21 protein-coding genes and 1 pseudogene are annotated in these 25764 nt (G+C 64.9%); 6 read left to right on the top strand and 16 right to left on the bottom strand.

The window, feature by feature from the left end; all coding sequences use genetic code 11:
• Positions 1-5 precede the first annotated feature (5 nt).
• The 10 genes and pseudogenes from E3O23_RS01105 to E3O23_RS01060 form a co-directional block, all read right to left on the bottom strand.
• Positions 6-1016 (bottom strand): ABC transporter permease, encoded by a 1011-nt coding sequence (locus E3O23_RS01105; protein ID WP_134487024.1) that lies wholly within the window; start codon positions 1014-1016, stop codon positions 6-8.
• 59 nt (positions 1017-1075) lie between these two features.
• Positions 1076-2626, bottom strand: a complete 1551-nt coding sequence (locus tag E3O23_RS01100) for an ABC transporter substrate-binding protein (protein ID WP_166790365.1) — start codon at positions 2624-2626, stop codon at positions 1076-1078.
• Positions 2627-2630: 4 nt separating this feature from the next.
• On the bottom strand, positions 2631-3596 hold the full coding sequence (gene nikC / locus E3O23_RS01095; protein WP_134487018.1) for a nickel transporter permease: 966 nt from the start codon (positions 3594-3596) through the stop codon (positions 2631-2633).
• Positions 3593-4381 carry an amidohydrolase family protein gene (locus tag E3O23_RS01090; RefSeq protein WP_134487015.1) on the bottom strand — a complete coding sequence of 263 codons (789 nt, stop codon included), beginning with the start codon at positions 4379-4381 and terminating at the stop codon, positions 3593-3595. The genes nikC and E3O23_RS01090 overlap by 4 nt, the downstream gene beginning before the upstream one ends.
• Complete coding sequence (locus tag E3O23_RS01085; protein ID WP_166790364.1) at positions 4378-5208, bottom strand: amidohydrolase family protein; 831 nt, start codon at positions 5206-5208, stop codon at positions 4378-4380. The genes E3O23_RS01090 and E3O23_RS01085 overlap by 4 nt, the downstream gene beginning before the upstream one ends.
• 32 nt (positions 5209-5240) lie before the next feature.
• Entirely contained in the window at positions 5241-5984 is a 744-nt protein-coding gene (locus E3O23_RS01080) for an SDR family NAD(P)-dependent oxidoreductase (protein WP_198415100.1), read from the bottom strand.
• The gene (locus E3O23_RS01075) at positions 5981-6904 is read right to left on the bottom strand and encodes an IclR family transcriptional regulator (RefSeq protein WP_241983272.1); all 924 of its coding nucleotides are present in this window, start codon (positions 6902-6904) and stop codon (positions 5981-5983) included. Before E3O23_RS01075 ends, E3O23_RS01080 begins: the two co-directional genes overlap by 4 nt.
• A 136-nt stretch (positions 6905-7040) precedes the next feature.
• Positions 7041-7145: pseudogene (locus E3O23_RS18800) on the bottom strand (IS982 family transposase); the annotation flags it as partial.
• Positions 7146-7172: 27 nt separating this feature from the next.
• Positions 7173-7859: a GntR family transcriptional regulator gene (locus E3O23_RS01065; protein WP_134487006.1), complete on the bottom strand. Its 687-nt coding sequence runs from the start codon at positions 7857-7859 to the stop codon at positions 7173-7175.
• Positions 7856-10738, bottom strand: coding sequence for an FAD-binding and (Fe-S)-binding domain-containing protein (locus E3O23_RS01060; RefSeq protein WP_241983260.1), 2883 nt, complete (start codon positions 10736-10738; stop codon positions 7856-7858). Before E3O23_RS01060 ends, E3O23_RS01065 begins: the two co-directional genes overlap by 4 nt.
• A gap of 85 nt (positions 10739-10823) precedes the next feature.
• On the opposite strand from E3O23_RS01060, the gene E3O23_RS01055 reads away from it, so the two are divergent.
• Positions 10824-11810, top strand: a complete 987-nt coding sequence (locus E3O23_RS01055) for a zinc-binding dehydrogenase (protein WP_198415099.1) — start codon at positions 10824-10826, stop codon at positions 11808-11810.
• Positions 11811-12219: 409 nt separating this feature from the next.
• Here the strand turns inward: E3O23_RS01055 and E3O23_RS01050 are convergent, their stop codons facing one another.
• The 6 genes from E3O23_RS01050 to E3O23_RS01025 form a co-directional block, all read right to left on the bottom strand.
• A complete protein-coding gene (locus E3O23_RS01050) occupies positions 12220-12486 on the bottom strand; it encodes a hypothetical protein (RefSeq protein ID WP_134486999.1) in 267 nt (88 codons plus the stop codon).
• Between the two features lie 51 nt (positions 12487-12537).
• A complete protein-coding gene (locus E3O23_RS01045; protein WP_134486996.1) occupies positions 12538-13143 on the bottom strand; it encodes a nucleotidyl transferase AbiEii/AbiGii toxin family protein in 606 nt (201 codons plus the stop codon).
• Entirely contained in the window at positions 13136-14134 is a 999-nt protein-coding gene (locus E3O23_RS01040; RefSeq protein ID WP_134486993.1) for a type IV toxin-antitoxin system AbiEi family antitoxin domain-containing protein, read from the bottom strand. Before E3O23_RS01040 ends, E3O23_RS01045 begins: the two co-directional genes overlap by 8 nt.
• A 202-nt stretch (positions 14135-14336) precedes the next feature.
• Positions 14337-19283: a helicase gene (locus E3O23_RS01035; protein WP_420897631.1), complete on the bottom strand. Its 4947-nt coding sequence runs from the start codon at positions 19281-19283 to the stop codon at positions 14337-14339.
• 83 nt (positions 19284-19366) lie between these two features.
• Positions 19367-19906, bottom strand: a complete 540-nt coding sequence (locus E3O23_RS18400; RefSeq protein ID WP_134486990.1) for a hypothetical protein — start codon at positions 19904-19906, stop codon at positions 19367-19369.
• 312 nt (positions 19907-20218) lie between these two features.
• Positions 20219-20845: a PadR family transcriptional regulator gene (locus E3O23_RS01025; protein WP_134487140.1), complete on the bottom strand. Its 627-nt coding sequence runs from the start codon at positions 20843-20845 to the stop codon at positions 20219-20221.
• Here E3O23_RS01025 and E3O23_RS17950 point away from each other — a divergent pair.
• The 5 genes from E3O23_RS17950 (at position 20844) to E3O23_RS01010 (ending at position 25621) form a co-directional block, all read left to right on the top strand.
• Entirely contained in the window at positions 20844-21185 is a 342-nt protein-coding gene (locus tag E3O23_RS17950; RefSeq protein WP_166790357.1) for a hypothetical protein, read from the top strand. The two genes, E3O23_RS01025 and E3O23_RS17950, sit on opposite strands and share 2 nt — an antisense overlap.
• A gap of 306 nt (positions 21186-21491) precedes the next feature.
• Complete coding sequence (locus tag E3O23_RS01020; protein ID WP_134486987.1) at positions 21492-22028, top strand: hypothetical protein; 537 nt, start codon at positions 21492-21494, stop codon at positions 22026-22028.
• Entirely contained in the window at positions 22021-22368 is a 348-nt protein-coding gene (locus E3O23_RS01015; RefSeq protein WP_198415098.1) for a DUF2188 domain-containing protein, read from the top strand. Before E3O23_RS01020 ends, E3O23_RS01015 begins: the two co-directional genes overlap by 8 nt.
• 309 nt (positions 22369-22677) lie before the next feature.
• Complete coding sequence (locus E3O23_RS18645) at positions 22678-22809, top strand: hypothetical protein (RefSeq protein WP_255453270.1); 132 nt, start codon at positions 22678-22680, stop codon at positions 22807-22809.
• A gap of 388 nt (positions 22810-23197) precedes the next feature.
• Positions 23198-25621, top strand: coding sequence for a hypothetical protein (locus tag E3O23_RS01010; RefSeq protein ID WP_134486984.1), 2424 nt, complete (start codon positions 23198-23200; stop codon positions 25619-25621).
• The last annotated feature ends 143 nt before the right edge of the window (positions 25622-25764 follow it).

The raw sequence follows: 25764 nt of genomic DNA, 5'->3' as shown, positions 1-25764 counted from the left end.
GTCTCCTATCGGCGGATGGTGGGATTGAGGAACACGTAGAGCACGTCGACGACGAGGTTCACGATTGCGTAGGCGATCGCGATGATGATGACCACCGCCATGAGCGCGGGGAAGTCCTTCCGAAACATCGCCGATACCGCGTACCGGCCGAGACCGGGCCAGCTGAAGACCGACTCGGTGAGCACGGCTCCGCCGAGCAGGGCACCGTAGACCAGTCCGGCGACGGTGACCAGCGGGACCAGCGCGTTGCGGACCCCGTGCACGTAGAGCACCCGCTTGCGGGTCAGGCCCTTCGCCCTCGCCGCCCTGATGTATTCCTGCGACAGCACGTCGAGCATGCTCGCCCGCATGACGCGAGCGAGTGAACCCGCCCCCATGATCCCGAGCGTCACAGCGGGTAGCGCGAGATGCCACAACGCGTCACCCAGTGCCGTGAGATTGCCACGGGCGATGCTGTCGATGACGAGGAACTGGGTTATGGGAGCGGGTTGGGCGACAGACATGGAGAATCGACCACCACCGGGCAGCCACCCGAGAAGACTGTAGAAGACGAGCACGAGCAGGAGCGCGAGCCAAAACACCGGCATGGACGCCCCAAAGATCGCGAACAGCCTGCCGAACCGGTCGACCCACGTGCCGCGGTGGACCGCTGCGAGCACACCGAGCGTGCCTCCAAGGATTACGGCGATGAGGATGCCCACAGTCGCCAGCTCGATCGTCGCTGTGAGGTACACGCCGATCTCGGACGAGATGGGACGCTGGGTATAGATCGAGGTGCCGAGATCGCCGGACACGAGCCGGCTCACATACGTCACATACTGCACCCAGATGGGCTGGTCGAGACCGAGCCGCTGGCGAACGGCCTCGACCTGCGCATCTGTTGCCGTGTCGCCCGCGATCGCCGCGGCGGGATCGGACGGAATCACCTGGGTGAGGAGGAAGGTCACCAAAGTGACGCCCAAGAGGATAGGGATCATCAGGAGAACCCTCCTGATCACCAATTGTGCGACGTACATGCTGCTCCACCTCCTACTCTGTTTGTCCGTTTGATCCCGCCGTGGCGGGGCGTGCTAACTCAACTAAGGTTGAACCCCCAGATCGGCGTCCACGAGAAGCCCTTGAGGCCAGCAGTCGTGACGACCGCGACGATCGGGCGGAACATGAACGCGTAGGGTCCAACATCGGAGAGCCGCTCGCCGACCGCGATGTAGATCTCTGCCCGCTTCTTTTCGTCCGTCATTGTGCGCGCCTCGAGGATCGAGGCGGTGATGTCCTGATCGTTGAACGCGACCCGCTTCGGGGCCGGGGCGTTCCAATCGCCGTGCGCACTCACGATCTGGTCGGGGTCTGGCACAGTCGATCCGTAGTACCACATCAACGCGGGAACCTGACCGGCGCGATACGCCGTGAAGAGCGTCGTGATGTCCTGCGCGACAATATTGAGTGTGACTCCCACCTCGGCGAGATCGGCCTGAATCTTCTCGGCGATCGTTGACACCGGGATACCCAGGCCGCGGACGGTGGCGTTCGCCTCGTAGTAGAGGTCGAACGTGAACCCGTCCCCATATCCGGCCTTCTCGAGAAGGTCTCGTGCTCGCTCAGGGTCGTACTCGTAGCGATCAGCCAGGGCAGGGTCGTGGCCCAGCATCCCCTTTCCGATCACTCCGCCAGCCCGCTCTGCCTGGCCGCCGAGCAGCCCGCCAATGATGTTGTCGTAGTCGATGGCGTACTTCACCGCCTGACGCACCTCAAGGCTGTCGAACGGTGCCACCGCGAGATTCATGGCGAGGTAGTAGGTCGAGAGATCCGCACCCGACAGGATGTCGAAGCCTTCACCGAAGCCCTGAACCTGCTGTGGGAGCAGGTCGAGAGCGACGTTGATGTCGCCCTGCTGCAGAGCTGCTGCTTGCTGCGACGATTCCTCGATGATCTGGACCTCGACCGATTCGTACGTCGGCACCCCGCGCCACCACGACTCGTTCGCCGCTAGCTGGATGTAGCTGCTGGGCAGCCATTCGCCCAACTGGTAGGCACCCGACCCCGCAGTGTTCTCATTGAGCCAGGCCCGCTGGGCCTCGACGTCGTCCCCAGCGGCCTCGACAACCTGATCCTCGGAGATAATGCTCGCGGCAGTCCCGGCGAGCGAGGGCAGGAAGCTTGCGCTGGCGGTCGCGAGCGCGATCTCGACAGTCGAATCGTCGATCGTCGAGATCGTCGCCGTACTGAGCGCGGGACGGATCTGCCCGCCCTGCACGGCTTCCGGCCAGTCGATCACGCGTTGGTACGAGAAGAGCACGTCATCTGCCGTGACCGGGTCGCCCGTCGCGAAGGTGGCATCCGGATCAATATGGAATGTGTAGACGAGACCGTCGTCCGAGATATCCCATTTCTCGGCGAGGCTCGGCACGAGCTCGGCGGACTGGAAGTCGTAGCCGACAAGCGTGTCGTACACGTTATGCAACACCGCGATACCAGTCTCCCCGGACTCATTGGGTGGATCGAGGGTGAGGACCTCGCTACCCCAGCCGATACGGAGCGTCGTTGGGGCCGCGGGTTCGTCCGCCCCGGGAGTTGCACACGAGACGAGGCCGATGGATGCGATCGCGAGTACCGCCCCGATCGTCACCTTCCTAGCTTTGGATCTGTAGTACATTTCGCTTTCTCCTTCTAGTTGGTTGGTGCCGCGGGTCGAGAATGTCTCTGAGCGACTCGCCGGCAAGGTTGAACGCGAAGCCGGTGAGCAGGATGGCGAGGCTGGGGAAGGTGGCGATCCACCAGGCCGATTGCATGTAGATACGGCCCTCGGAGATCATCACGCCCCACTCCGGGGTCGGGGGCTGCACGCCGAGCCCGATGAAGCTCAGGCCGGCCACGTAGACGATCGCGATGCCGACATCCATGGTCGCCTTGACCAGGAGGGGCGGCACCGCCGCGGGGAAGACATGTCGCACGAGGATGGGTACGGTCCGCACGCCGAGCACGCGCGCCGCGTCGACGTACTGCACGTTCCGCTCGACGATGCCCACGCTCCGCGCGAGCCGGGCATATTCCGGCCACCAGGTGGCGCTCACCGCGATCACGACGTTGGTGAGGCTCGGGCCGAGCGCGGCCGACACGGCCATCGCCAGGATGAGTGCAGGAAAGGCGAGGAACAGGTCCGTGATCCGCATGATGAGGTTGTCGACCCACCCGCCCACGAAACCGGCGATGAGGCCGAGAACGGTTCCCAGCGTCACTGCGATCGCGACGGCCGCGACCCCGATGAGGAGCGAGATCCGCGCACCGGATACCACGCGCGCGAGCACGTCACGACCCAGCTGGTCCGTGCCGAGCCAGTGCTGAGTGGACGGCGGGGCGAGCAGCTGGGCGAAGTCCTGCCGGATCGGGTCGTACGGCACGAGCATCGGGCCGACGGCCGCAACCAGGAACAGCAGCACGATCACGGCAAAGCTGATCGTCCCGGCCGCAGGGAGTTTGGCGATGGGCCGCATGAGCACCGATACGCTGGACCTTGAGAGCGCAGCACGCTGCTCCACCGGGGAACCTGCGGGGCGCCGCTCCTCCGGCGGTATCGAGGTCAGGTCGGTGAGGCTCACTGTCGAATGCCGCCGATGAGGCGCCGCAGGTTGTCCCCGGCGATGAGCGCCTTGTCCTCTTCCGCGATCGCGGCGTAACGGGTCGCGACGATACCCGGCCCGGGAGGTCCCCACGGCATCCCGCTGCCAAAGATCAACCGATCGGCGCCGACGAGGCCGACGAGCGTCTCAATGCCCTGATGGGCCGTGAAGAACGAGATCTCGGCGTAGATGTTGGGGCACTCGAGCATGAGCGGTGCAAGCACGCGCAGCGACGAGAAGTTGATCCTCAGAATGACCAGGGGCGTGTTCGGGAAGCTCTTGGCCATGTCATAGAGATTGCGCGCGCTGTAGCCGACGGCAGGAGCGTCCGGGTACCGCCCGAGGTCGCTGTTGGGCAGGAGTACGGGGAGCCGCACCGCGTCGAATCGGCTCCAGATGGGGCCGAGAGCCCACGGGTCGACCGTGTACCCGTTGTACCTCGTGGGGGCGACCCGCACTGCGGCGACCGACTTGGACAGCAGGTCGGACATGTACTCATCCGGGTCGGGGATGTCGATGGTGCTGTGCTGCGGCACGACCCACGATGCTCGGGTGCCGGGGTAGGCTCGCGTGACCTCGAACACCTCCTCGTTGTCCTCGTGTGCGCGCTCGACCGCGTGCGCGTGCACGATGAGGGCCTCCCGCACATCGTGCCGAGCGAGTTCGGCGAGAATATCGGCGGGTTGGTGAAGCATCATCGGCGACGGCCGACTCACGCGTCCGACGACGCAGTTGGCGTCGAAGAAGTTCAGGTCGACGCTCATGCTGTCCTCCCTTGTGCGAGCAGGTCGGCCATCGTCAGGCCGAATACCTTCTCCTTCACTCGATCAGGTAATTTCGAGAAGGCGATGTGAGCGATCTCCGCCGTCCAGTCGTGGAACGGTGCGTCGGTGCCGAACACGACCTTGTCCTCGCCGAGCTTCCGCACGATGTACTCGATGACACCCGGGTGCCTGCCCATCGCACAGATCTCGAGGAAGACGTTGTCGTGGGTGCGCGCCGTCGCGATCGCTTCATCGAGCATGTCCCACGAGTCATACCCGCCGGCGTGGCCGATCAGCACGTTCATGCCAGGGTACGCGGCCGCGACCTTGCCGAGATCGCTCGGGCGGCACCGGTTCGCCTCGGAGGTCGGACCGGCGTGGATGAGCACGGGAAGGTTCCGCTGGTGCGCGAACTCCCAGACGGGAACGTAGGCCGACCCGGTCACGGGATAGTCGTGGGAGTACGAGGTCGGGTGAACCTCACCGATACCCTTCACCGCGGGGTTGGAGAAGCACGACTCCAACACCGGGAGGATGTCGTCCGGATAGCGCGGATTGATGAGCACGAACCCGGCGAAGCGGTCCGGATGCTCCGACACCAGGTCGAGCATGATGCTGTTCTGGTCCCCCGCGCCCAGCACGCTCATGCATGCCACGTCGATGCCGAGGGCATCCATCGACTTCAGGAGCCCGTCCCCGTAGGGGTTCGGAGTGTACGCCGCGACGTTGGAAGCGTTCTGGACATGCGCGTGCGCGTCGATGATGAGGCAGTCGAGCGGTTCGCCCGCGAGAGCGGTCTCGTGGATCGCCGTGCGTTGGTTCTCCATTGGTGGTTTCCTCCGGTCGGTGTGCATGTTCATCAGTCGAGGGTCCGTCCGCCGTCGACGTTGATGACTTGCCCGGTCACGAATTCGGCCCGGGATGATGCGAGCAGGAGCACGGGCCCGACCACGTCCTCGGGAAGTCCCAGCCTCCCTGCGGGGACCCTCTTGACGAGTGCCTCGAGCCGTCCGGGGCGCGCGACGTAGGCCTCGGTGAGAGGAGTGATCGTGTACGCGGGCGCGACCGCGTTGATGGCGATCCCGGAGGCAGCCCACTCGACGGCCATCACGCGGACTAGCTGGTTCAGCGCGCCCTTGCTCGCCGCGTACGAGCCGTGGTCGGGGTGGGCGAGCGTGCCGGAGACCGAGGAGATCGTGACGACCCGTCCCCCGCCTTCGAGCTCGGTCTTAGCGGCTTTCGCCAGCCACAGGAAGCTCGCCGTGTTCACATCCTGCGTGAGCTGCCAGCTCTCGACGTCGATGTCGACGATCGCCTGCCTGAGATTGATGCCGACGGCGTGGACGAGGACGTCGAGACCACCGAGCGCGGCCACCGCACTCACCACGGCGGCATCCGCACCAGCTTTCGTACCGACGTCCGCGGTCTGTCCCAGTACGCCGTCCGGGCACGAGTCGAGCGCGGTCGCGAGTACATCCGGGTCACGGTCAACCACGAAGACCGACGCTCCGACGTCTGCGAACGCCGCGCACAGTGCGGCGCCCAGGCCTCCGCCCCCCGCGACCATGACCCGTTTGCCTGCCAGTTGGAGCCACTCACTCACTCTGCCGTACCCCCCAATTCCTGTACCGTTTCGGTCGCCGCCCCGGCTGAGGAGGACGTGATACCCGAGCCACGATGCAGCAAGGTGTCGTTGTCGAAGGCCCGGTTGAAGCCGATGTCCCTCGAGATCTGGTTACCGCAGTCGACGAGCTGCCCCAGGAACTTGTCGACCAATTCGACGATCGACCACCGGCTCGCTGGCACGGCGATGTTGATGGCCGCGATGACCGTCCCGTGGTGGTTGCGCACGGGAGCGGCGATCGAGCGCAACCCGTATTCGAGCTCCTCGTCCTGGTAACTCCATCCTCGTTCGCGGATCTCCTGGAGTTCGGTGTGGAGCTTGCCGCTGGTGCGAATGGCATTGACACCGCGGGCCTTCGAGTAGTCAAGACGGTCGAGACGTGCCTCCAGCTCGGGCTCCGGGAGATAGGCCAGCAGCAGCTTGCCCATCGACGTGCTCGCCGAGGGCAGCAGCGATCCCACCCGGATGTCGGCCGTGACGAGGTCCGCATTACGCATCCGAATCAGGTACCTCACGTCGAGCCGGTCGAGAACGCCGAGGTTCACCGTTTCCATCGTGTCCTCGGCGAGTGCCTTGAGCCTCGTATCGGCGAACTGCACGAGATCCATCGAGTCCAGCGTTGCGAACCCGAGCCTGAGCAGAGCCAGGCTGGGACGGTAGGCGCCCGAGTCGAGCTTCTCCACGATGCCCTCGTGCTCGAGCACTCGGACGAATCGGAAGGCGGTGGGAACCGGCAATCCGGTCATCGCGGCTATGGCTGAGATATAGAGAGGCCTGCGTGCAATGTCGAAGCAACGGAGAACCTCGAAGGCGCGACTCACTGATTGATTCGAATACTCTGCTGCGGCCACTTTCACTCCTCGAAAGTTACTTTTATTTTTATTTTTACAAACATACATCGCCTCGAACGAATGCGCATTACGTTCGTGTAACAATTTGGCTCGTCCGAGTCCGCGCAGGACGAAGGCCCCTCCGGCGCACGAGGTGCGCTCAGACGGGACCGGATGACTCGCGTTCGGCTGCCCCGCTTCGGCGGTGAGTGCGTGCGTAGCGGATCCATTTCCGGTCCGAGGCGATCCCGAGCAGGTGCTGGGCCGCGATCAGGCAAAGCAACTCGATATCGGTCAGGACCGGGACGTTCCGGGGTAGGGCGGGGCGGCGGGCTCGTCAGAGCCGGTTCCACCAGTCGACCGGGACGGTCTCTCCGGTTCCGGGCGCGATCTGTTCCATGAGCAGCGTCCCGGTGCGTATGAGGTGCTCTCTCATCGCTCGGGCGGCCCGCTCGGGATCCCTCTCCATGAGCGCGTCCACGATGTGTTCGTGCTCACCGATGATCTCGCTGAGCTCGCGTGTGCGGTTGCCCGTCCAGGCGCCATGGGCTCGCGTCACGTCACGCAGCCCGCCCAGGGTCGAGGCGAGCCGGCTATTGGCGAGCACGCCGGCGATGTGATCGTGAAGGGCGCGATCGTGCGACCGGAATCCCTCCTCGTCGTTCTCGACCGATGATGTCTCCATGGCGGATGCCTCGAATCGGAGGCGAGCTCGGAAGTCTTCGCCGCCGTGAGTGGCCGCATAGGCGGCCGCGGGCACCTCGATGAGGAGACGTAGTTCGAAGATGTCGCGGACGTCGCCCACGGTCAGGCCGTGGATCGTGATGCCGCGGTTCTTCTCGACGGTCACCAGTCCGGCCTCGGCCAACTGCAGCACTGCCTCACGCACGGGTGTTCGCGAGATGCCCAGTTGATCCGCGAGGCGATACACCGAGTGGTGTGAGCCGTTCTCCAGTTCGCCCGACACGATCGAGTCGCGCAGGTAGGCGTAAGCCCGATCCTTCAGGCTGACTCGGCCGCTCATGCCCCCCACGCTATCGGTCTCGCGGCGCCCGCGAGCAGTTCCGCCAGGTGCACGCCCTTGGCGCCCGCCAGGTGATCGGCTTGCGTCCTGCACGACAGCCCGTCGGCGAGGAAGACGGTGCACTCGTCCGCGGCTCGGAGCGCAGGAAGGAGCGAGTTCTCGGCCACGGCCACCGACACCTCGTAGTGCCCGCGCTCCATGCCGAAGTTGCCGGCGAGCCCGCAGCATCCCGCCAGAACAGTGGTGGTGGCTCCGAGCTCGATGAGCAGTTGCTCGTCAGGAGTGAAGCCCATCACCGCGTGGTGGTGGCAGTGCGGTTGGACGACGAGGGTGGTTCCCGTGAGATCCGGTCGTCGCCACGCGCTACCGGGACCGATCGGCTCCGCGGCCGTCAGCAGCTCGGCGAGGGTGAACATGTTCGCTGCGACGCCCGCCGACCTGGAGTCATCGGGCAGGAGCTCGACGAGGTCCGAGCGCACCACGGCCGTGCACGACGGCTCGAGGCCGAGCACGGGAACGCCGTCCAGCGCATAGCCATGGAACTGGTCGACCAGGTCGCCGAGCATACGGCGGGCCGCGACGAGCTGACCGGTCGTGATCCAGGTCAGGCCGCAGCACACGGGCCGTTCCGGGGCGATCACCTCGTATCCGGCTCCCTCCAGCAGCGCCACCGCCGACCGGGCGATGTCGGGGGAGAAATTGTCCGAGAACGTGTCGGTCCACAGCACGACCTTCTTCCTGCGCGGCACCGCGGCGGCTCGGCGTCTCCACCAGGACCGGAACGGCGTGCGAGCGAAGCGCGGGATGGACCGCCGGGTGTCCATACCGCCGACGAACAGCGCGAACTTCTCCACGCCCCGGATCGAGATCGCGGCGTTGGCGATCGGCCCGAATCGAGTGGCCAATCTCGCCCATCTCGGCATCCACCCGAGCGTGTAGTGCGAGATCGGCCGCAGCCGGCCCTGGTACGAGCGGTGGAGCACCTCGGACTTGTACGCCGCCATGTCCACACCAGCGGGGCAATCGCTCGCGCAGGCCTTGCAGGAGAGGCAGAGGTCGAGCGCCGCGTGCACCTCGGGGGAACGCCAGCTGTCGGTGATGAGCGTTCCGTTCATCATCTCCTGCAGCACTCGGGCGCGCCCACGCGTGGAGTCCTTCTCGTCACGGGTGGCTTGGTACGACGGGCACATGAACCCGGCCGAGGCCGAGTTGTCGGCACGGCACTTGCCGACACCGACGCACCGATGCACGGCGCGTGTGAGATTGCCGTCGTCGTGCGTGAATGCCATGCCGTTCACCTTGGAGACGGTGAGCGCCGCCGGTCGCCGGAGGTTGTGATCGAGCTTCGCCGGCCGCACGATGACACCCGGATTGAGGATGTCCGCAGGATCGAAGACGTTCTTGAAGGCGGCGAATGCGGCGAGCATCCGGGGCGAGTACATGTGGTGGAGCATCTCACTGCGGGCGCGACCGTCACCGTGCTCCCCGGCGAGGGAGCCGCCATAGCTCGCGATGAGGGTCGCCGCATCCATCATGAACGACCGCAGCACGGCACCGTCGGTCTCCAGCGGGATGTCGAGTCGCACGTGGACGCAGCCATCGCCGAAGTGGCCGTACGGCATGCCCTCGAGACCGTAGGAATCGGTGAGCTTCTCGAAGTCACGGAGGTACTTGCCGAGGTTCTCGGGGGGCACGGCCGCGTCTTCGATGCCCGGCCACGCCTGGCGGTTCGACTGGGTGCGGCCAGCCAGACCGGCTCCGTCTTCGCGGGTGCGCCAGATCGCGCGCGCTTCGGGACCGGCCCGGAGAATCCGTACCGCCGATGTTCCCGCGACAGCCGCGAGCGCCGCAGCCCTGCTCATGGCATCCCCGGGCTCGCGGTCGGCGATCTCGACGAGCAGCCACCCCGATCCGGCCGGAAGATCCGGAACGCTCGCTGCCCCGTTCTTGGCTCGCAGGACCCCCAGGATCCGGGCGTCCAGGCCCTCGATCGCCATGGCGCCATGACCGATGAGCGCGGGCACCGCGTCTGCCGCGTGCACCATGCTCGGATACCCCAGCACGACGAGAACGGGTTCGCGAGGAATCTCGACGAGTCGAACCGTTGCGCCGAGCATGACCACGCAGGTCCCCTCCGTGCCCACCAGGGCGCGCGCGAGATTCCTGCCGTTCTCCGGCAGGAGGTGCTCGAGCGAGTAACCCGAGATCTGCCTGCCGAACTGGCCCAGCTCGGTGCGGAAGATGTCGAGATTGCCGTGGACAAACTCCTCCAGCCCGGGAACGTCCGCGTAGCCCGACCCCGCGCGGAACCGGCGCCCGGCGCCGTCGATGACATCGAGGTCGACGACGTTGTCGGCAGTGCGGCCGAAGGCAAGTGCGCGCGGTCCGCAGGCGTTGTTGCCGATCATGCCGCCGATGGTGCAGCGAGCCCACGTGGACGGATCGGGGCCGAACCGCAGTCCGAACGGAGCAGCCCGGGACTGGAGTGCGCCGAGAACCGCACCCGGTTCCACCACCGCGGTTCGGGCCTCCGGATCGATCTCCACAATGCGGCCGAGGTGGCGCGAGGTGTCCAGCACGAGTCCCGGGCCCACCGCGTTCCCGGCCACCGACGTGCCGCCTCCGCGCATCGTCACCGGGGTGCCACGGTCACGGGCTACAGTCAGCGCACCTTCGATCTCGTCGGTCGTGCGGGGAAAAACGACGGCCAGGGGCACGACGCGATAGTTCGAGGCGTCGGTCGAGTACTCGGCTCGGCGCCTCGTCGACCCGTCCACGCTCTCCACACCGGCCCGGTGCAGCGCGTCGACGAGGTCGGCTACGAGCGGATCCCGGCTGGCTGAGGGAGCGGCGGAGGGCGCGATCGAGGAAGGGTGCACGAGTAGCATGCTACTAATCCCGGCAGTAACATGCTACCGTTTGCTGCGCGAGGCGGTCCCTGTAAAGAGTACGGAAGAAGAGCAAGTGGCGATTGGTGCATCCATGTGGGCCCTCGAACTGACGGGCCCGTCGACATTCGAGACGCGGGTCGTTCCGGCTCCCGTAGAGGCGCACTTGCAGCAGGGCGAGGTGCTGCTGCGCAGCCTGGCGGGCGGGGTCTGCGGAAGTGATCTGCCGTTCTTCCGCGGCCGCCCGAATCCCCTCGCCAGAACGGGCGACCCGGCGCAACCGGGTTTTCCGCTGCACGAGATCGTGGGCGAGGTCGTCGCCTCAGCAGACGCGGGGATCTCGGTGGGAGACAGGGCCGTCGGGTGGGCTTCCTCTTCCGACGGGCTTGCGGAGTTCGTGGTCTCGCGGGGGGCGAGCCTCCACGCCATCGCGAAGGATCTCGATGCGACGATCGCAGTCATGCTCCAGCCACTCGCCTGCGTGCTGTACGCCGTCGACCAGTTGGGTGACCTCGCCGGCAGGTCTGTGGCAGTGCTGGGCGTGGGGCCCATCGGCGCGCTCTTCGCGCACGTGGTGAAGTCACGAGGCGCGTCTCGCGTCGTCGGTGTGGATCGGGTCGACCGATCCGACGTCCGGGCCGTCTTCGGGCTCGACGAGGTCGTCCACGCTGACGCCGAGACCTGGGCCGGCGCACTCGCCGAATCAGAGCGGCCCGATGTCATCGTGGAAGCGGTCGGACACCAGGTCGAGACTCTGACCAGCGCCGTGGAGGCCTTAGCCTGGGGGGGCACGATCTTCTACTTCGGCATCCCGAACGATCGCGTGTATCCCTTCCCCATGGACCAGTTCCTGCGAAAGAACGCCCGTCTGATCTCCGGCGTCACTCCCGTGGTTCATCGTCGACGGGTGCTCGGCGCTGCTGATGCCTATGTGGCCAAGCATCCCGAACTGGTGGGCGCGTATCTGGGCACGCCCTACTCCTACGAGGATGCCCAGAGCGCGTTCGAGGCTGCGGCGCACCCCAGGGCCGGGCAGATGAAGGTGACGTTATGTCTCGGCTAACCGCCGAACGTGCCGATCTTCGGCAGCTCGTGAACCGACTTCCAACCCGGGCACTGCGGCTCCTGCAGGAACGGGGCGAGTTGCTCCCGCGAGCGCAGCGTGACACCCTCGACCGGCACAGACCCGCGCGGCCCCGCTCCTGGCCTGCAATCGGTCCGGGCAGTCGCCAGCCTCCGCCCTGTGGAACGCGCCGCTTGAGGTGGCGTTGTCAGTGGCGTCGGCTACTTTGATGGTTGAGGGCCCACCGCGATTGCAGTGGGCCTTCGCCAATCCCTGGATGTGAGGCCGCTCGAGCGGGGTGGTCGGCCCGCTCTTTTGTGAGCGCGCTAGCGGCCGGGAGACCACCGCTCTCAGCGACACAGCGCCGCACCTTGGTGCGGCTGCCGGCTGAAGGCCTGGTGCTCAATCGTTAGTGCTGATCGACCCACTGCTGTTGCGTGGGGTCCCATTGGCCGTCCGTGATATCCCCGCTGAGAGCTGGCTGCAGCATCGCGTTGACAACAGAAATTGCGTCGTCGGGGTTGAGGAGATCGCCCAGAAGTGGGACTGTTCGGGCAACTTTGCCGTACCCATCAGTCATGGATCGCGGCACCACGAGCGTTGTGAATGCTGAAAGGTGCCGGTGGAGCGCTTCGGTATGAACACTGATGCGTAGTTGCCGCGCGTTGATGCGCATTGTTCGGGCGAGGATGGCCAGGTCGACGAGATCTTTCGATCGGGTCGAGGATTACCCGCCGTAGATCGAGAGGGTGGCGCACGCCTTGTCAGCGATCTGATCCTCGACAGCGATCGCCTGATACGCCACGACGGGGCCGAGGCGAGACATGTCGAGTCTGAAAGCCGAGGTGATCTTATCCAGCGGTGCCGCGGGCGTGCGTTTGTGGATAGCCAGATCAACATGGACGGGGTTCTGGGTTCCAGCGCCACGCACTGTGACGCTGAAGGTGACTGCGGCCGCCTGGAGTTCAGGCTGATTGCGTCCGCCCGTGTCCCGGTGGCGCAGATATCGGAACTCCAGATGATCCCCCAGGTCGACGCTGACCGTCGCACGGAGTTGCGTGATGGCCTCGTCAATACTCATCTCCGCCGTCTCCAAGTCAACGTCTCTCGTCCGCCTCGCCCCAGGAAGCCTCGCCAGCATGCTGGTGCCACCCTTCAGAGCAAACGGGCAGTCCCGGGCGGAGAACACCCGGCAGAGAAAGCGATCGAAAATTGCCAGTTCAATGAGGCTCTGAACCGACGTTCCCACCCCGCTGCGATGCGCGGAGAGCGCCTTCTCCTTGATCGCGGACAGCACCGCCCGCCCATCCGGGTACGGCTGGCCGTTACTCATCGGTCTGCGTATCGGTGCGGAAATTTATGACTGGCATTGTGGGCCTCGGCATCGTGATGGTGGGTAGCTGTGATGCGATCGTCTTCGTGATCTGATTCATCTGCTCTCGATTCTGTCGAAGGACCGGCGCAAGCACCGTGTCCGCGATCTCGGAGACGACACGGCTCTGCTCGTGCAGGGGCGCAAGCATCAGGTCTATTTGTTCGCGGAACTGAGCGTTCTCCCCCAGCTGGGATTGAAACTGAGCGGCAATGACTCGAAGCTGTTCTGCAACTTCTCGGCTGATGACGTTTGCCAGGGCAGCGCCAACAGCGGGACGTTGCACCAGTGCGCGAGCAACAGCAACATCGTCGATGCCCGCACTCCTGCGGAGTTGTTCCAGCAGCGCTGACCCATCCCCGCGAGAGTGCCCATACCGTGCCGCGTAGGGGGCCAGCAGGTGGACAAGGCGGTCCAGGTCAACCGCGCGATCTCCCCGGGTCGCGTCCGCGAGCACATCACCGACCAGGGAGAGATCCCCAACCTCATCGACGAGATCAGCGACGGTGCGCTCGATACTCGTCACCGGAAGTCCCCCCACCACAACAACATCCTCTGGATCCAGCACGCGCTGCCGGTACGCAATGTCCGCCCGTTGAGTCTGACGCCGACCGCGCGAAAATAGTCGGTACGGCGCCGGTTCAATATCGCCACACTCATGCACTGCGGCCGCTGCTGCCCCTCCAACCACGACCTCCGGAGCATCGACCCGCTCCCAAGCCAGCTTCTCCGGCTCCGTCGACATCCAAGCCGCCCGCAGCTCATCCAGAGGCGCCACCGGCACCCCACCCAGCCGGTACACCCCGTGCGCGAGCCGCACGAGACGCCCATCACGTTCCCGGTGGGACAGATTAGCGCGGCTCACCAGTCGCACCCGCGCCTGAGCAGCCGTAAACAGCCCCCACTGCCCGGAAGCTAGATCCTCAAGGATCGGCTCAACCACCACACTCATACTTGAAAAGTATAGTAGGTATTTACTTTTCAAGCAATCCTGAACCCCACGCGAGGCAGAAGGGCCGACGTCGCACTGCCGACCGGGCCGCACAGTGGGTCAGATTCCGCTCGTCCCGGGACTTGGGGTTCGAGTCCTTCCGGTCCAGCGTGCAGAGCCTAACCATCGAACTGGAAGAAACCGCCCACATAACACCAGGCCGCTACACCTGAGGTCGTGGCGGGCTTGCCCTGATCTCGGGGCCTTGATCCCCGTGCTCGTCCTGGTCGCCGCCTTCGGCTCTGGTCCGAGCTCGCTCGGCGAGTTTCTTCATCCGATCACGCCCGGTCGCCTGTTCATCCGCACGAGCTGGCGCGGCATCGCCGGTCGTCTCTGTGCGCTGGTTCTGGTCGTTGGCCAGGGCCGCGAGGTCCGTGAGGACGCGGGCTTGCCGGGTCTGCGCTTCGTGGAGGTCGTCGCTGTGTTTGAACGGGTCGCCGATTCGCGCGTCGACCTCCGTGATGGTGGTCTCGGCCTCGACGCGTTTCTGCTTGGTCTCGGCGATCAGTTTGGGCAGTGATGCGGCCCGGTTCTCGAGCTGCCGCACGAACCCGACACCGGCTTCGGAGAACTGGTCCCGCGGCACGTTCACGCTCGCCCCGGGTACGTCGCGGAGCTCAGCGACGATGCGCACCTGGCCCAAAGAAGTGCGTGAGGTGACGTCGATGGGGAACCCGCCGACGTGGCCGAGATTCCCCAGGTTCCGGTCGACATTTGTGGGCAGGTAGCCCACGCCGTTGCGTGCCGCCCACTCCCCGATCGCGATGCCCGCGTCCGCTCGTTTGCCGTAGTCTCGGCCGGCGACCGTCATCTGGAAGAGGTCATCGCTGGTGTCCACGGCGCGTGGGAGCGCGGCCGTCAGCGCGTCGATGTGGCGGTCCAGCGTTCCGAGCTGGGTGGTGGCTCTGACGCGCATACTGGCAAGGTTGGTCTGGTTGCGCTGCCAGGCGCGCTCGAGGCGTTGCAGCTTGGAGACGTCGTTGTTGGCGACGGACTGCTCCATCAGGAGCGGGTTCCCGGACGAGAGTGCTTTCGTCTCGGCCGCACCGAGGGCGACGTCACCGATGTCTTCGATCTCGCGCATGTCGAGCCGGCCGCGCATGATCTGGGAAATGAACTTCGCTTTCCGCTCGACGGTCTGCCACATGTAGCTGTCGAAGCTGCGCTCGACGACGTACCGGTAGAGACCAATCTCAGGGTTCTGGTTTCCCTGCCGCACAATGCGGCCGTCGCGCTGTTCGATGTCCGCGGGGCGCCACGGGCAGTCCATGTGATGCAGGGCGATCGCGCGGGCCTGCACATTCGTGCCAACACCCATCTTCGCGGTCGACCCGACGAGCACGGCCACATGCCCGGCCCGCGCGGCCGCGAACAGGCGTGCCTTGTCGGGGTCGGTTTTGGCCTCGTGAATGTACCGGATGGACTCGGCGGGCATCCCGCCGTCGACGAGCTTCGCCCGCAGTTCGTCGTACGCGTTCCACCGGTCAGGTTTCGGCGTGCCCAGGTCGCTGAAAACCAGCTGCAGCGCGCCTGGCGTCAGCGATGGCTCTTTGGTGACGTCGTCGAGGTAGGTGAGGTGCTTGGTGTCGTTCCAGATGCGCAGCACCTGGTGAGCGACCGCGTCGATCTTCGTCGGCCCACCCGGTTGGTCGCCACCGACCATACGCACGTCCAGGGCAGCCTTCCGACCGTCCGTGGAGATCTTGAGCATGTTGTCTTCCTCGGGCCGCACCGACTTATTCGCCACCCGCTCGGCCCGCTCACCAATCTCCGCGATATACGCCTCGAGCTCCGGACCCGGCTGCAGCACAATGTTCTCGGGCACCCGCTGCCCATCCGCACGCTCACGCAACAACGGTGTCGGGAGCTTGAGGTCCTCGGCGGTCTTGACGTCCGCGAACACGTGCCACATCCGGAGCATTTCGGGCACGTTCTGGAACTTCGCGAACCTGGTCTTCAACCGGAAGTTACCGCCACCGGTAGGCGCCATCTCCATCTCGGTCACCGTCTGCCCGAACGTCGCCGCCCAGGCGTCGAAGTGTCCGATGCCGGCGTTCTCGAGCAGGTCGGGCCGGAGGTAGCGCTGCATCACATACGCCTCGGTGATGCTGTTGGCCAGCGGGGTGGCCGTGGCCACGGTGACGACGCGGTCGCCGTGCTGGGAGCGCAGGTACTCGAGCTTCATGTGCAGGTCGATCGCGCGATCCGCGCCCGTGATGGCGGCGTCCCTGATGTTGGACGCGGTGGCGAGGTTCTTATAGTCGTGCATCTCGTCCACGACGACGTAGTCGATGCCGGTGGACTCGAATGTGATGCCTGGGTCGCGGGGCTTGTCGGTGAGTTTCTTGAACTTCTCTTCCAACGCCATCAAGGTCTTCTCGAGGCGTTTCACCGTCATCGCGTCGTCACCGGTGGCCGCTTCGAGCACCGTTCGCACGGCGGATACCTCACGGTTGACGTAGTCCGCCTCGGTCGCGGGTGAGAGCGGGATGCGGAGGAATGCGGTGCGGGTCATGATGATCGCGTCCCAGTCGTTCGCGGCCGCGCGGGCGACGAACAGGCGTCGCTTGTCGCCGGCGAGGTCATCGCTGGACGCGGCGAGGATGCGGGCCTGCGGGTAGATCTGGAGCCACTCGCGGGCGAACTGCTCGAGCATGTGGTTGGGAACGACGACCACCGGTTTGGTGATGAGTCCCATCCGGCCAAGCTCCATGGTGCCCATGACCATTTCCGCGGTCTTGCCCGCACCGACTTGGTGGAACAACCCCACGGCCGGTTCGGAGAGCATCCGTGCGACCGCGGCGCGCTGGTGCGACCGCGGGACGAAGTTCAACGCCACACCGGGCAACGTCAGATAGTCGCCCTCGTGGCTGTAGTCGCGGAGCGCGATCGAGTTGAACCGGCGGTTGTACTCGTCCGTGAGGCGTGTCGCTCGCTCGGGGTCTTCCCAGATCCAGTTGGCGAACCGTTCCTGCAGGTTGTCGGCTTTCTCCTGCGCGGCCGTCGTCTCCAAAGCGTTCACGACGCTTTTCTTCTTGCCCAGCTCTTCGATGTCGTCGCGGACGATGAGGGGCTTCTGCTCCATCAGAGCCTGGGCGATGTCGGTTGCGGGGCGACGTTTGGTGCCCCATTCGCTGGTGGCCCGGAGGCTCTGACGGTTGCCGCGCACTTCCCACATGCCCGCCATCGGGTTCTCGACCCTCAGGCCTCGGTCGCGGAGGAGCTCCTGCAGGAACTGTTTGTGCGTGTCGGCGTCGATCCACACGGCTCCCATGCGCGCCCGGATTTGCTCCATCGTGAGCTTCTCCGGCAAGGCCGCGGCCAACGCGTTCACGTTGGCCGTGTACTGCTCGGGGTTGGTTTGCGCGGCGGCCTGCGCGGCATCGAGCTTGACGCGTACGTCACCGGAGAGGTACTCGGGTGCGTGGATGAGCTGGCCGGTTATCGGGTCGTCGTAGACCATCTCCCCCAGGCCGGCGCGCGCTTCGCTCTGGTCCTGGCCGAGCAGGTGCGCGATCGTTTCTAGGTCGATGCGGCCCGTCCGGTCCAGGCTGAGCGTGATGGCCTCGGCTGGGGTTTCTGCGCCGCGCGTGGTGGGGCGTGGTGCCACGACGCGCTGTTTGAGCATCGCTGCAGGCGCGGCGCTCTGTCGTTCCTCGTCGAAGTTCTCCAGCGCCATCACCAGGGGCCCGAAGGGGTCTTTCCGCAGGATCCGGGCGGGGGTCGGCGTGATGCGGGCCATCCCCGGTTCGCCTGTTTCCGGATCGTCACGGCCTGTGGGGCGCAAGGTGAACCGGTTGAGGGGCCCGTAGGTCGCCTTGTAGGTGTCGTACCGGTCGCGGAGAGTTGTCCGGGCGGCGACGATCTCGTCGGTGTCGTCCACCGTGATGGACTCCGCCGCCAGGAGAGCTGTCCCCGCGTCGCGAAGGCCGAGCAGCGCCGTGAGTTCGGTGACCCCGTTCTTCGGGACGTGGAGCGGCTCGTGCTGACCGGTGCGGACGATGGTGAACGTCCCGTGTTCCTGGACGGTGATCGTGCCGTCCCACTCGGCCGGTTCGGCCGGCCGGTAGGTCGAGAGTTTCCGCTCGGACAGGGCACTGCGAGCAGTCATCAACTGGCCGGCCTCGGTGGCATCCGCGACAACCCCTGCCAGAGCGGTACGGAACGCGGTGGGTGTGGCCTGGAGGTCGGTGGCCGTGACGTGCAACGTTTCGTTGCCGTACATCCCGGTACCGACGTGGACCTCGCCGAGGATGTTCTCGGGGCGTTGATCGAAGTAGGAGTTGACTTTCACCATCTGCTCGTCGACCTGGTGAGCGGTGACCGTTTCCCACAACTGCGACACCGCGGGCTGGCCGATCTCGCGGCGGCGGAAGACGAGCAGGTCGGTCACGACGTCGGTGCCGGCGGAGCGGCGGTGCGCGCCGGACGGTAACCGCACGGCACCGACGAGATCGGCCATCGCATTCATCTCCCGGCGTGCGGCCGGGTTCTGCGCGTCGAGCGTGTAGTGACTGGTCAGCACCGCGACCAGGCCGCCAGGCCGGGTCAAGGCGAGGGACTTGATGATGAAGTGATTGTGGATCGAGTGCCGGCCCGCGTTGTGTGCGGGGTCATGCAGGCGGACATCGGCGAACGGAACGTTGCCGACCGCGGCATCGAAATACCCGGCCGGGAACCGACTGTCGGCGAAGGACTCCGCACGGATCTCGGCCTGCGGGTAGAGACCACTCGCAATCGCTGCCGTCGTGCTGTCCAGCTCGACCCCGGTCATCCGGGCGCTGCCTGGGGCCAACCCAATGAACGTGCCTGAGCCCGCACCGGGTTCGAGGACCTGGCCGCCCTCGAAGCCCAGCCCCGTCAGGGCCGACCAGATTTCGCGCACGTAGGCCGGGTCGGTGTAGTGGGCGTTGATCGTCGTGCGCCGCGCCTCCGCGTACGCATCACCGGTGAGCAACGATTTCAGCTCGGTGCGTTCGCTGGCCCAGTTGCCCTTGGCCTCGTCGAAGACGTCGGGGACCGCCCCCCAGCTCGACCAGCGGGCGAGAACCTGGTGCTCGGCGCTCGTGGCGGGACGACCCTCGGCCTGCAGCTGCTGAGAGAGCCGGATGGCGGCGACGTTCGCGCCGTAGCGGGCCTTCGCGCCCGAGGGGGCGAGTCCGTCCTGGGTGTCCGGGATGAAGCTGGATGCGGCTACTCTTCCTGGCCCTGCGTCTCCCGGAACCGGCGATACCGCTGGTTCGCGCTCTCCGTCAAGATCTCCGCCTGCTCGCTCAGGAACCGGTACGGATTGTCCTGGACCGCGAGAACCTCCAAGAAGCTCTCCGGAAGCATCCAATCCTCCGCCAGCTGCTCGATCGGATCGACGGACTTGAACTCCCGATCCTCGTCCTGCATCAGGAACGCCCAATCCGCCAGAGCCTCCACCGGCGGCTGCACCGACCCCCACTCCTCCCGGGCTTCGTCCGCTGAGAGCTCCGGTGTGATCCACACCAGGTCGGCCAGCACGATCTCCTCGGCCTGCCTCTTCGCCATCGTGAGCCGGCCCACCTTCTCCAAGTAGGTCTCCCCCGCCAGGTCCGACCCGGCGATCCTCTGGCTCAGATTGTCGACCTGGCTCTGCACCTGCTCGCCCAGACCCTCGAAGTACTCCCCCGGGTTCGGCAACGCCGCGTACCGGCTCGGGGCCACCTTGATCCAGTGATCCCTGGCTAACAATCCGTACTGGTTCATCGGTCCCACCATCCTGTTCAATCCAAAAGTCATCAAAGCTCAGCCGGCCACCAACAAGGGCGGCCTCAACGGGCGACGGTTCAACGGTGCGTTCCGCCTCAAGCTGAGCGTCAGCACTGCTCTCATCGAGTCCCCAGAGGTCGAATTCGCCCTGATCCTCTGAAACATGCTTCTTCGAACGCCTGCCGGCCATACGCCACTCCCCTGTCCCCCGAATGGGTGTGTTTCGAGGTTAACAGGTCAACACAGCCCCATTACTGGCACGCCCGCAGCACCCGGCAGCGGTCGACGAGCGGCACCGCGCAGCAACACTCAGTCGGCGAGGATCAGATAGAGAGCGCGTCGGGTCTCGTCGAGCTTCTCGATCGCAGCCGAGCGCTGGGCGTCGGTGGCAGAGAAGCGGAACTGATGGACGACACCCAACAGCTTCCCGACGCTCTCATGGAAGGCAGCATCCGCCTCGGACTGGCCCGGGGTTGCCTCCCAGGCCCTTTTGAGATCGTCCGCGTGCTCGGCCAGGTACGCCGTGCCAGTCTCCGTCAACTCGTACTCGGTGCGACGACCGTCGCCCGTGGGAGAAATGAGTTCCTCGTCCACGAGCTGCTGCAGCGTCGGATACACCGAGCCGGGACTCGGCCGCCAGGCGCCACCGGTCTTCTCCTCTATCGACCTGATGAGTCCATAGCCATTGGACGGACCCTCGGCCAGCAACGACAGAATCACGGACCGGACGTCGCCCTTGCTTGCCCGCCTGGAGCCGCGAGCACCACGTCCGAAGCCCGGACCAAAGCCAGCGAAACCGGAACCGCCCGGACCAAATCCTGCTCCCCTGCCGAACCCGCGGCCATGGCCCTGCGGGCCGTGCTCGGACGAGTCATGGTGGGAACGGCTGAACTCCGGGCCAAACTCCATCCCCTGTGTGTGAAATATGCGCTTCATGATCGCATCCACCTTTCGTGTTATTGAGAACAATCGACATAACCGCAAACCTCTGCGATGTATCAACGATATATCGTTTAAGTTTCACACCGATGTTGAGCTGTCGGCCGACGGTGACCCTCGCGGTTTCATCTGGAACCGGTTCGAACACACCGTTATCGGACAGCCCCAGGCGATCTTCACCCGCACCCGGTGGTGGGAGAACCCCAGTGGGGTTCCGCCCCGCATCGACACCGAACCCTGGCGTCTGGACGCATCACGCGGAGGCGAAGAACAACACCGCTACGACCTACGGCGCGACACTGACGGATCCTGGGTACTCGCTCTCGAGTGGGGGTAACCTCCCCCGCCATTCCCTCGGGCGGAATTATCAGCCGGCTCGCAGGCCATGTCCCGCACCGTTGCAGGCCGAGTCCCCCAACTATTGGAGGGCACCGGACGCTAGTGTGGTGCCAGTAGGTCTCGTCGAGACATCCAAACTGACAGGACCGTTGATGGCAGACAAGCCCAGCGCGGGGAACGACGACTGGAAGAAGCAAGTCCAGAAGGCGCAGGAGCGAAAGTCCGGGGAGTTCGGCCGTAATACTCAGGCGCCCCCACCACGCCCTGCGCCCCCGAAGCCAGCTAAGAAGGCGTAGCTTTCCCGATGGCGTTTTCAACTCCGAAGAGGAAATTGAGCCGCCAGTCTGCACACCTAAATGTCATCGCCGACGAGCTGAATTTGGAGACGGCATCCTTCGCCTTTCGGAAAACCGCGATGGAACAGAGAGCAACGATCCTGATCGGCGCCGCTAGCGTGGTCGGAGCTCTCCAGGTCTCCATGGACCATTCCTGGCTAGTCGTTGCAAACCTCGCCCTCTCCTTTGTTGCCGCTGTCGCTGGAGTCGTGGTTGTGTTTCCGCGACAGGGCGATGCCCTCGATGTTCGGGCTATGCGCGACGCTTTCCTAAAGATGGAACTAGAACAAGGCCGCTACAAGCTCATCACCACCAAACTCGAAGTGCTCGAGGCCGACGAACGTTGGCTGATCGTCCGCGGCTACTGGGCGAGAGGTGGTTTCATCGCGCTCACGCTGAGCATCGCAATCACGCTGGTAGGCGCGCTCATCCCTACGTCGGGAGATTCCGCGAACACCAACTCAACGGATACGTCCGCAGCCTTCTCGAGCGGCGCCCATGGGTAAGGGGGACGACTCGGCAGATGACTGGAAGAAGAAAGTCCAAAAAGGCCCCACTTCCAACAAACGCAACAAAAAGGGAGAACCGATGAGCAAGGGAAACAACAACGATCGGTACGTGATTCCCAACAAGGATCGCGGCGGATGGGATGTAAAGAAGGAAAATGCCCAACGCGCATCCGCGCACCTTCCCACTAAAAAAGCAGCCGAAGTGCGCGCGAAGGAAATCGTCGAAAAGAGCGGCGGAGGCAACGGTGAAGTTCGATCCCAGAAGCTAAACGGAAAATGGGGCGACAGCGATTCCGGGTCAAAGAACGAGAGCCCCAAAAAGGACACCAAGCACTAGGACCAGCAGGGGCGCGACTGGCCGCGTGGCGGACGCATGGCAGATTGGCCCGAGACACGGACGGATAGAAAAGGTCACGCGACAGCAGAACGCCGACCGGATTGCTCAGCGACTTGGCGGGGCTCGATCTCCTGCACACGGGCAACTCGCCGAGGCGGTTGAGTTGTTCGTCCCATTGGGGTGGGCGTCGCACGAGCGTTGGAATTGGCGCGGAAGTCTACGGCTGGTTCCCGAACTGGGATCCTGAGAATGCATTTGCACTCAGGTCCGGCCGAACGGCGAAGCCAGTGCCGAACGTCTCAAAAGCTAATGATTTTCAAGGCACTGCTCCTCGCCCGCAAGCGACGGCGAATTTCCCACAATGTGGGCCTCGTCGGTGTCACGATAAGTCGTCTCATCGACTACCACGTCCGTTCTCTCCTGCTGATTGGCGCGCAGTGACGCCTCAGATGCGGGGTCAGCGTCTCGCATCCCATGGGTTATGAGACGGTGAGCTTGTGAGACACCGGGGCAGCGTCTGATCCCACGGTCCGGCTAGCGATCGCGGTCGCTGTGTCTCCTGGCGGTAAGAATGGCGATCGATGTCTGACCGACCACGGCAACGCGCTGAGGGGCGTCGCCGACCCGGTCGCGGTGAGCAAAGCCTGAACCTATTCCTACTGGCGTGACGCTCCGATGACGCCTGCAACGCCCATGAGCCCAGGCAGGAACGGGTCCGTCCGATGAGGTGGGTGACTCTGGATGTCGGTGGCTCCTCCTAGTATGTGGCCATGCCGCCACCTCCTGAATGCGCCCATCGATACGATTCCAACCAGCGCGGGGAGAACTGATGCGCGCGGCACGGGACCCGCTACGACGGGTAATCGGCGATGTAGATCCGGGCCAGTTCGGCGATCCGGTGCGGGAACTCTCGCTGTTTGCGGAGTGCGCAACTCCAAGCGACCTGCGTGCGATTCTACGAAGCGAGGTCGAGAATGAGACGACCGCGATCGCCGAGCTCGTCGCAGATGCCGACGCCTTCGACGTCATCGAGCTCATGCGAATGCGGGAGTTCGCACCGGTACCAGATCCCCGCGTTGTCGTTCCGGACGGCACCGCGCTACCGGTCGAGATTGTCGCCGCGGTTATGCTGTCCCGACCATCCCGCAAGCCGGACCCCCGCCCCCGCGACGAGACTCGACCTCACGAGCACATAACCGAAATCCACGACAGAGCGCAGCGCCTTGGCCGCCTCGCGCTCTACAGACTCCAGTTCGAAGCCAGGATGAGCGGGCATCCCCTTGCCCGTTTGGCGGCCGAGTATCAGGGTGCGGTGCTGAACATCCGCAATCTTCAGTACGACGAAGTCCGGCGTGAACAGGATGAACGATTATTCGATAACCAGCTTGTCGCGCCCCTGATGCGCCAGTTCCTCGGATACGACTACCCGGAGCTGATGAAGGTCCGATCCGCAGTGACGAAGCTCGCCGGGGGCAGGATGACGCAACTCCGCGACGACAGCGGCGACATCCTCATGCGCTACAGAGACGTCCATCCGTCGAAGGTGCCTCGCGAAGACCGCGAGCGTTTTATGGAGTTGATGATCCCGTTCATCTTCCTGCCAGGCGACCGCGCGGTCACGCGCCATGAAGACGTGGCGGCAGTCGCTGGGATCACTGTTGAGACGGCCGATGCAGTCCTCAGCTCCTACTCACAACGATTCGATGCCACGATTTCGGCTGGCGCGCGCGTGTTCGAACTCCTCACCTCAACCAATCCTTACCTAGCGACCCCGCTCGTTTCGGATGACGACGGAAACTACCTCTCCACCGTCAACGACGTCGGCCTCGACTCGCTGCGCCGCGTGTTCGAGAAAGCACTGCCCCCGAACTCACTCGAGATGCGCAAGTACGACAAGCGCAACCGCCAGATCGTGAGTGAGCGACTCGCGATCGAGCATCTCGAGGCGATCCTCGGCGAACCCGTCGCCCACAGCGGTTTCACCTACTATGCGGCGACGACGCCCACTGGCACCTCCGAGTTGGGGCCGCAGTGCACGAACCTGACCGAGGTAGGCAAGGAGGTCGAGGGTGACGGACTGTTCCTCATCGACGACGTCGCGATCATCGTCGAAGTCAAAGCGAAATCGATCGCTCCGCAAGCTCGCCGCGGCGACGTTAAGCGATTGCAAACCGACCTGAAGGCCACCCTCGGGGATGGATGCGACCAGGCCAAGCGTCTCGAGCAACTCATCTCTTCCAACCAGGGGGTCTGGCTTGGCAACCGATCCTGGCTGGACCTCTCCCACATCCGCGAGATCCGCTGCATCGTCGCGGTCCTTGATGACATCGGGCCGCTAGGGACCGCCCTCGACGATCTGAAGATGGCAGGCATCGTCAGCGAGACGGACCCTCCCTGGGTGGCCTCTCTCCACGATCTGGCTACGATCGCTCAGGTCTCTGACCGCGCAGGCGAGTTTCTCCTCTACCTGCGCCGCCGCACCAGCAGCGACGTCACCACGCACTACCGAGCGGTCGATGAGCTCGACCTCTACATGCTCTTCCTCGAAGGCGGACTCTACGTGGAGCCCGATCCGGAACTCGTGCGGGAGCTTAACCCGACCGCACCTCCAGCGAAACAGCGCGATCGACGCCGGCACGCACAGGACGCTGTCGGAACGATGGTCACGGACCATTGCCACGACCTCAACGTGTGGATGGGGCGCGACGCGATCCCCATCGGAGAGCACCACCCCGAGAAGCCCAGCTTCAACATCGAGCCGAATCTGATTCCTCTATTAGAAGAGATCGCCACTCGAAAGGAACCCGGATGGCTGCGCCTGACCACCGACCTGCTGGGACTTTCCGGCGATACCCAGCGAAAAGTGCTCAACGCGATCCGCGAATGTGCTCGACGCACTCGCCAGGACGGCGATCGCCACGAGTGCGTCCTGTCGTTTGCAGGGCTTTGGGGGCATCCTGCGCTGTTCCTGGCGACCTGCCCTCCGGGTACTCACGGGACAGCAGCGTCCCATCTGCTGAGGTATATGTCAGCGAAGCGGTATCAACTCCGATCCGATCGGGCGTACGGGCTTCTCTTCGCTCAAGATGGGCAGCTCCAGCGGACCCACTACATCAATTCGCCGATCAGCGACGATCCCGCGCTCGACATGGTGGTGGATGAGCTTCGGCTCGAGCCGGTGGGCGAGCAGAGCCGCCCCATCCCACCATCGGCCCGCCGCACGACGAAACGCCTGCGAGGCAAGAGCAGATGATCCTCCTGCGCTGATACTGTCTCGAAACCCTAGAGATACAAGACGTCTCACGACCACGTCTTGGCCCCCTCCACGTTCGCCGGAATCTTGCGGCGCGCCGATTCTCATAACTACGTCGCATAACCGCATGCTTGAAGTGTGGT

The organism is Cryobacterium tagatosivorans (genome assembly GCF_004402215.1).
GTDB lineage: Bacteria > Actinomycetota > Actinomycetes > Actinomycetales > Microbacteriaceae > Cryobacterium > Cryobacterium tagatosivorans.
The sequence above is the reverse complement of the archived record's forward strand: the minus strand, read 5'-3'. Positions and strand labels throughout refer to the sequence as shown.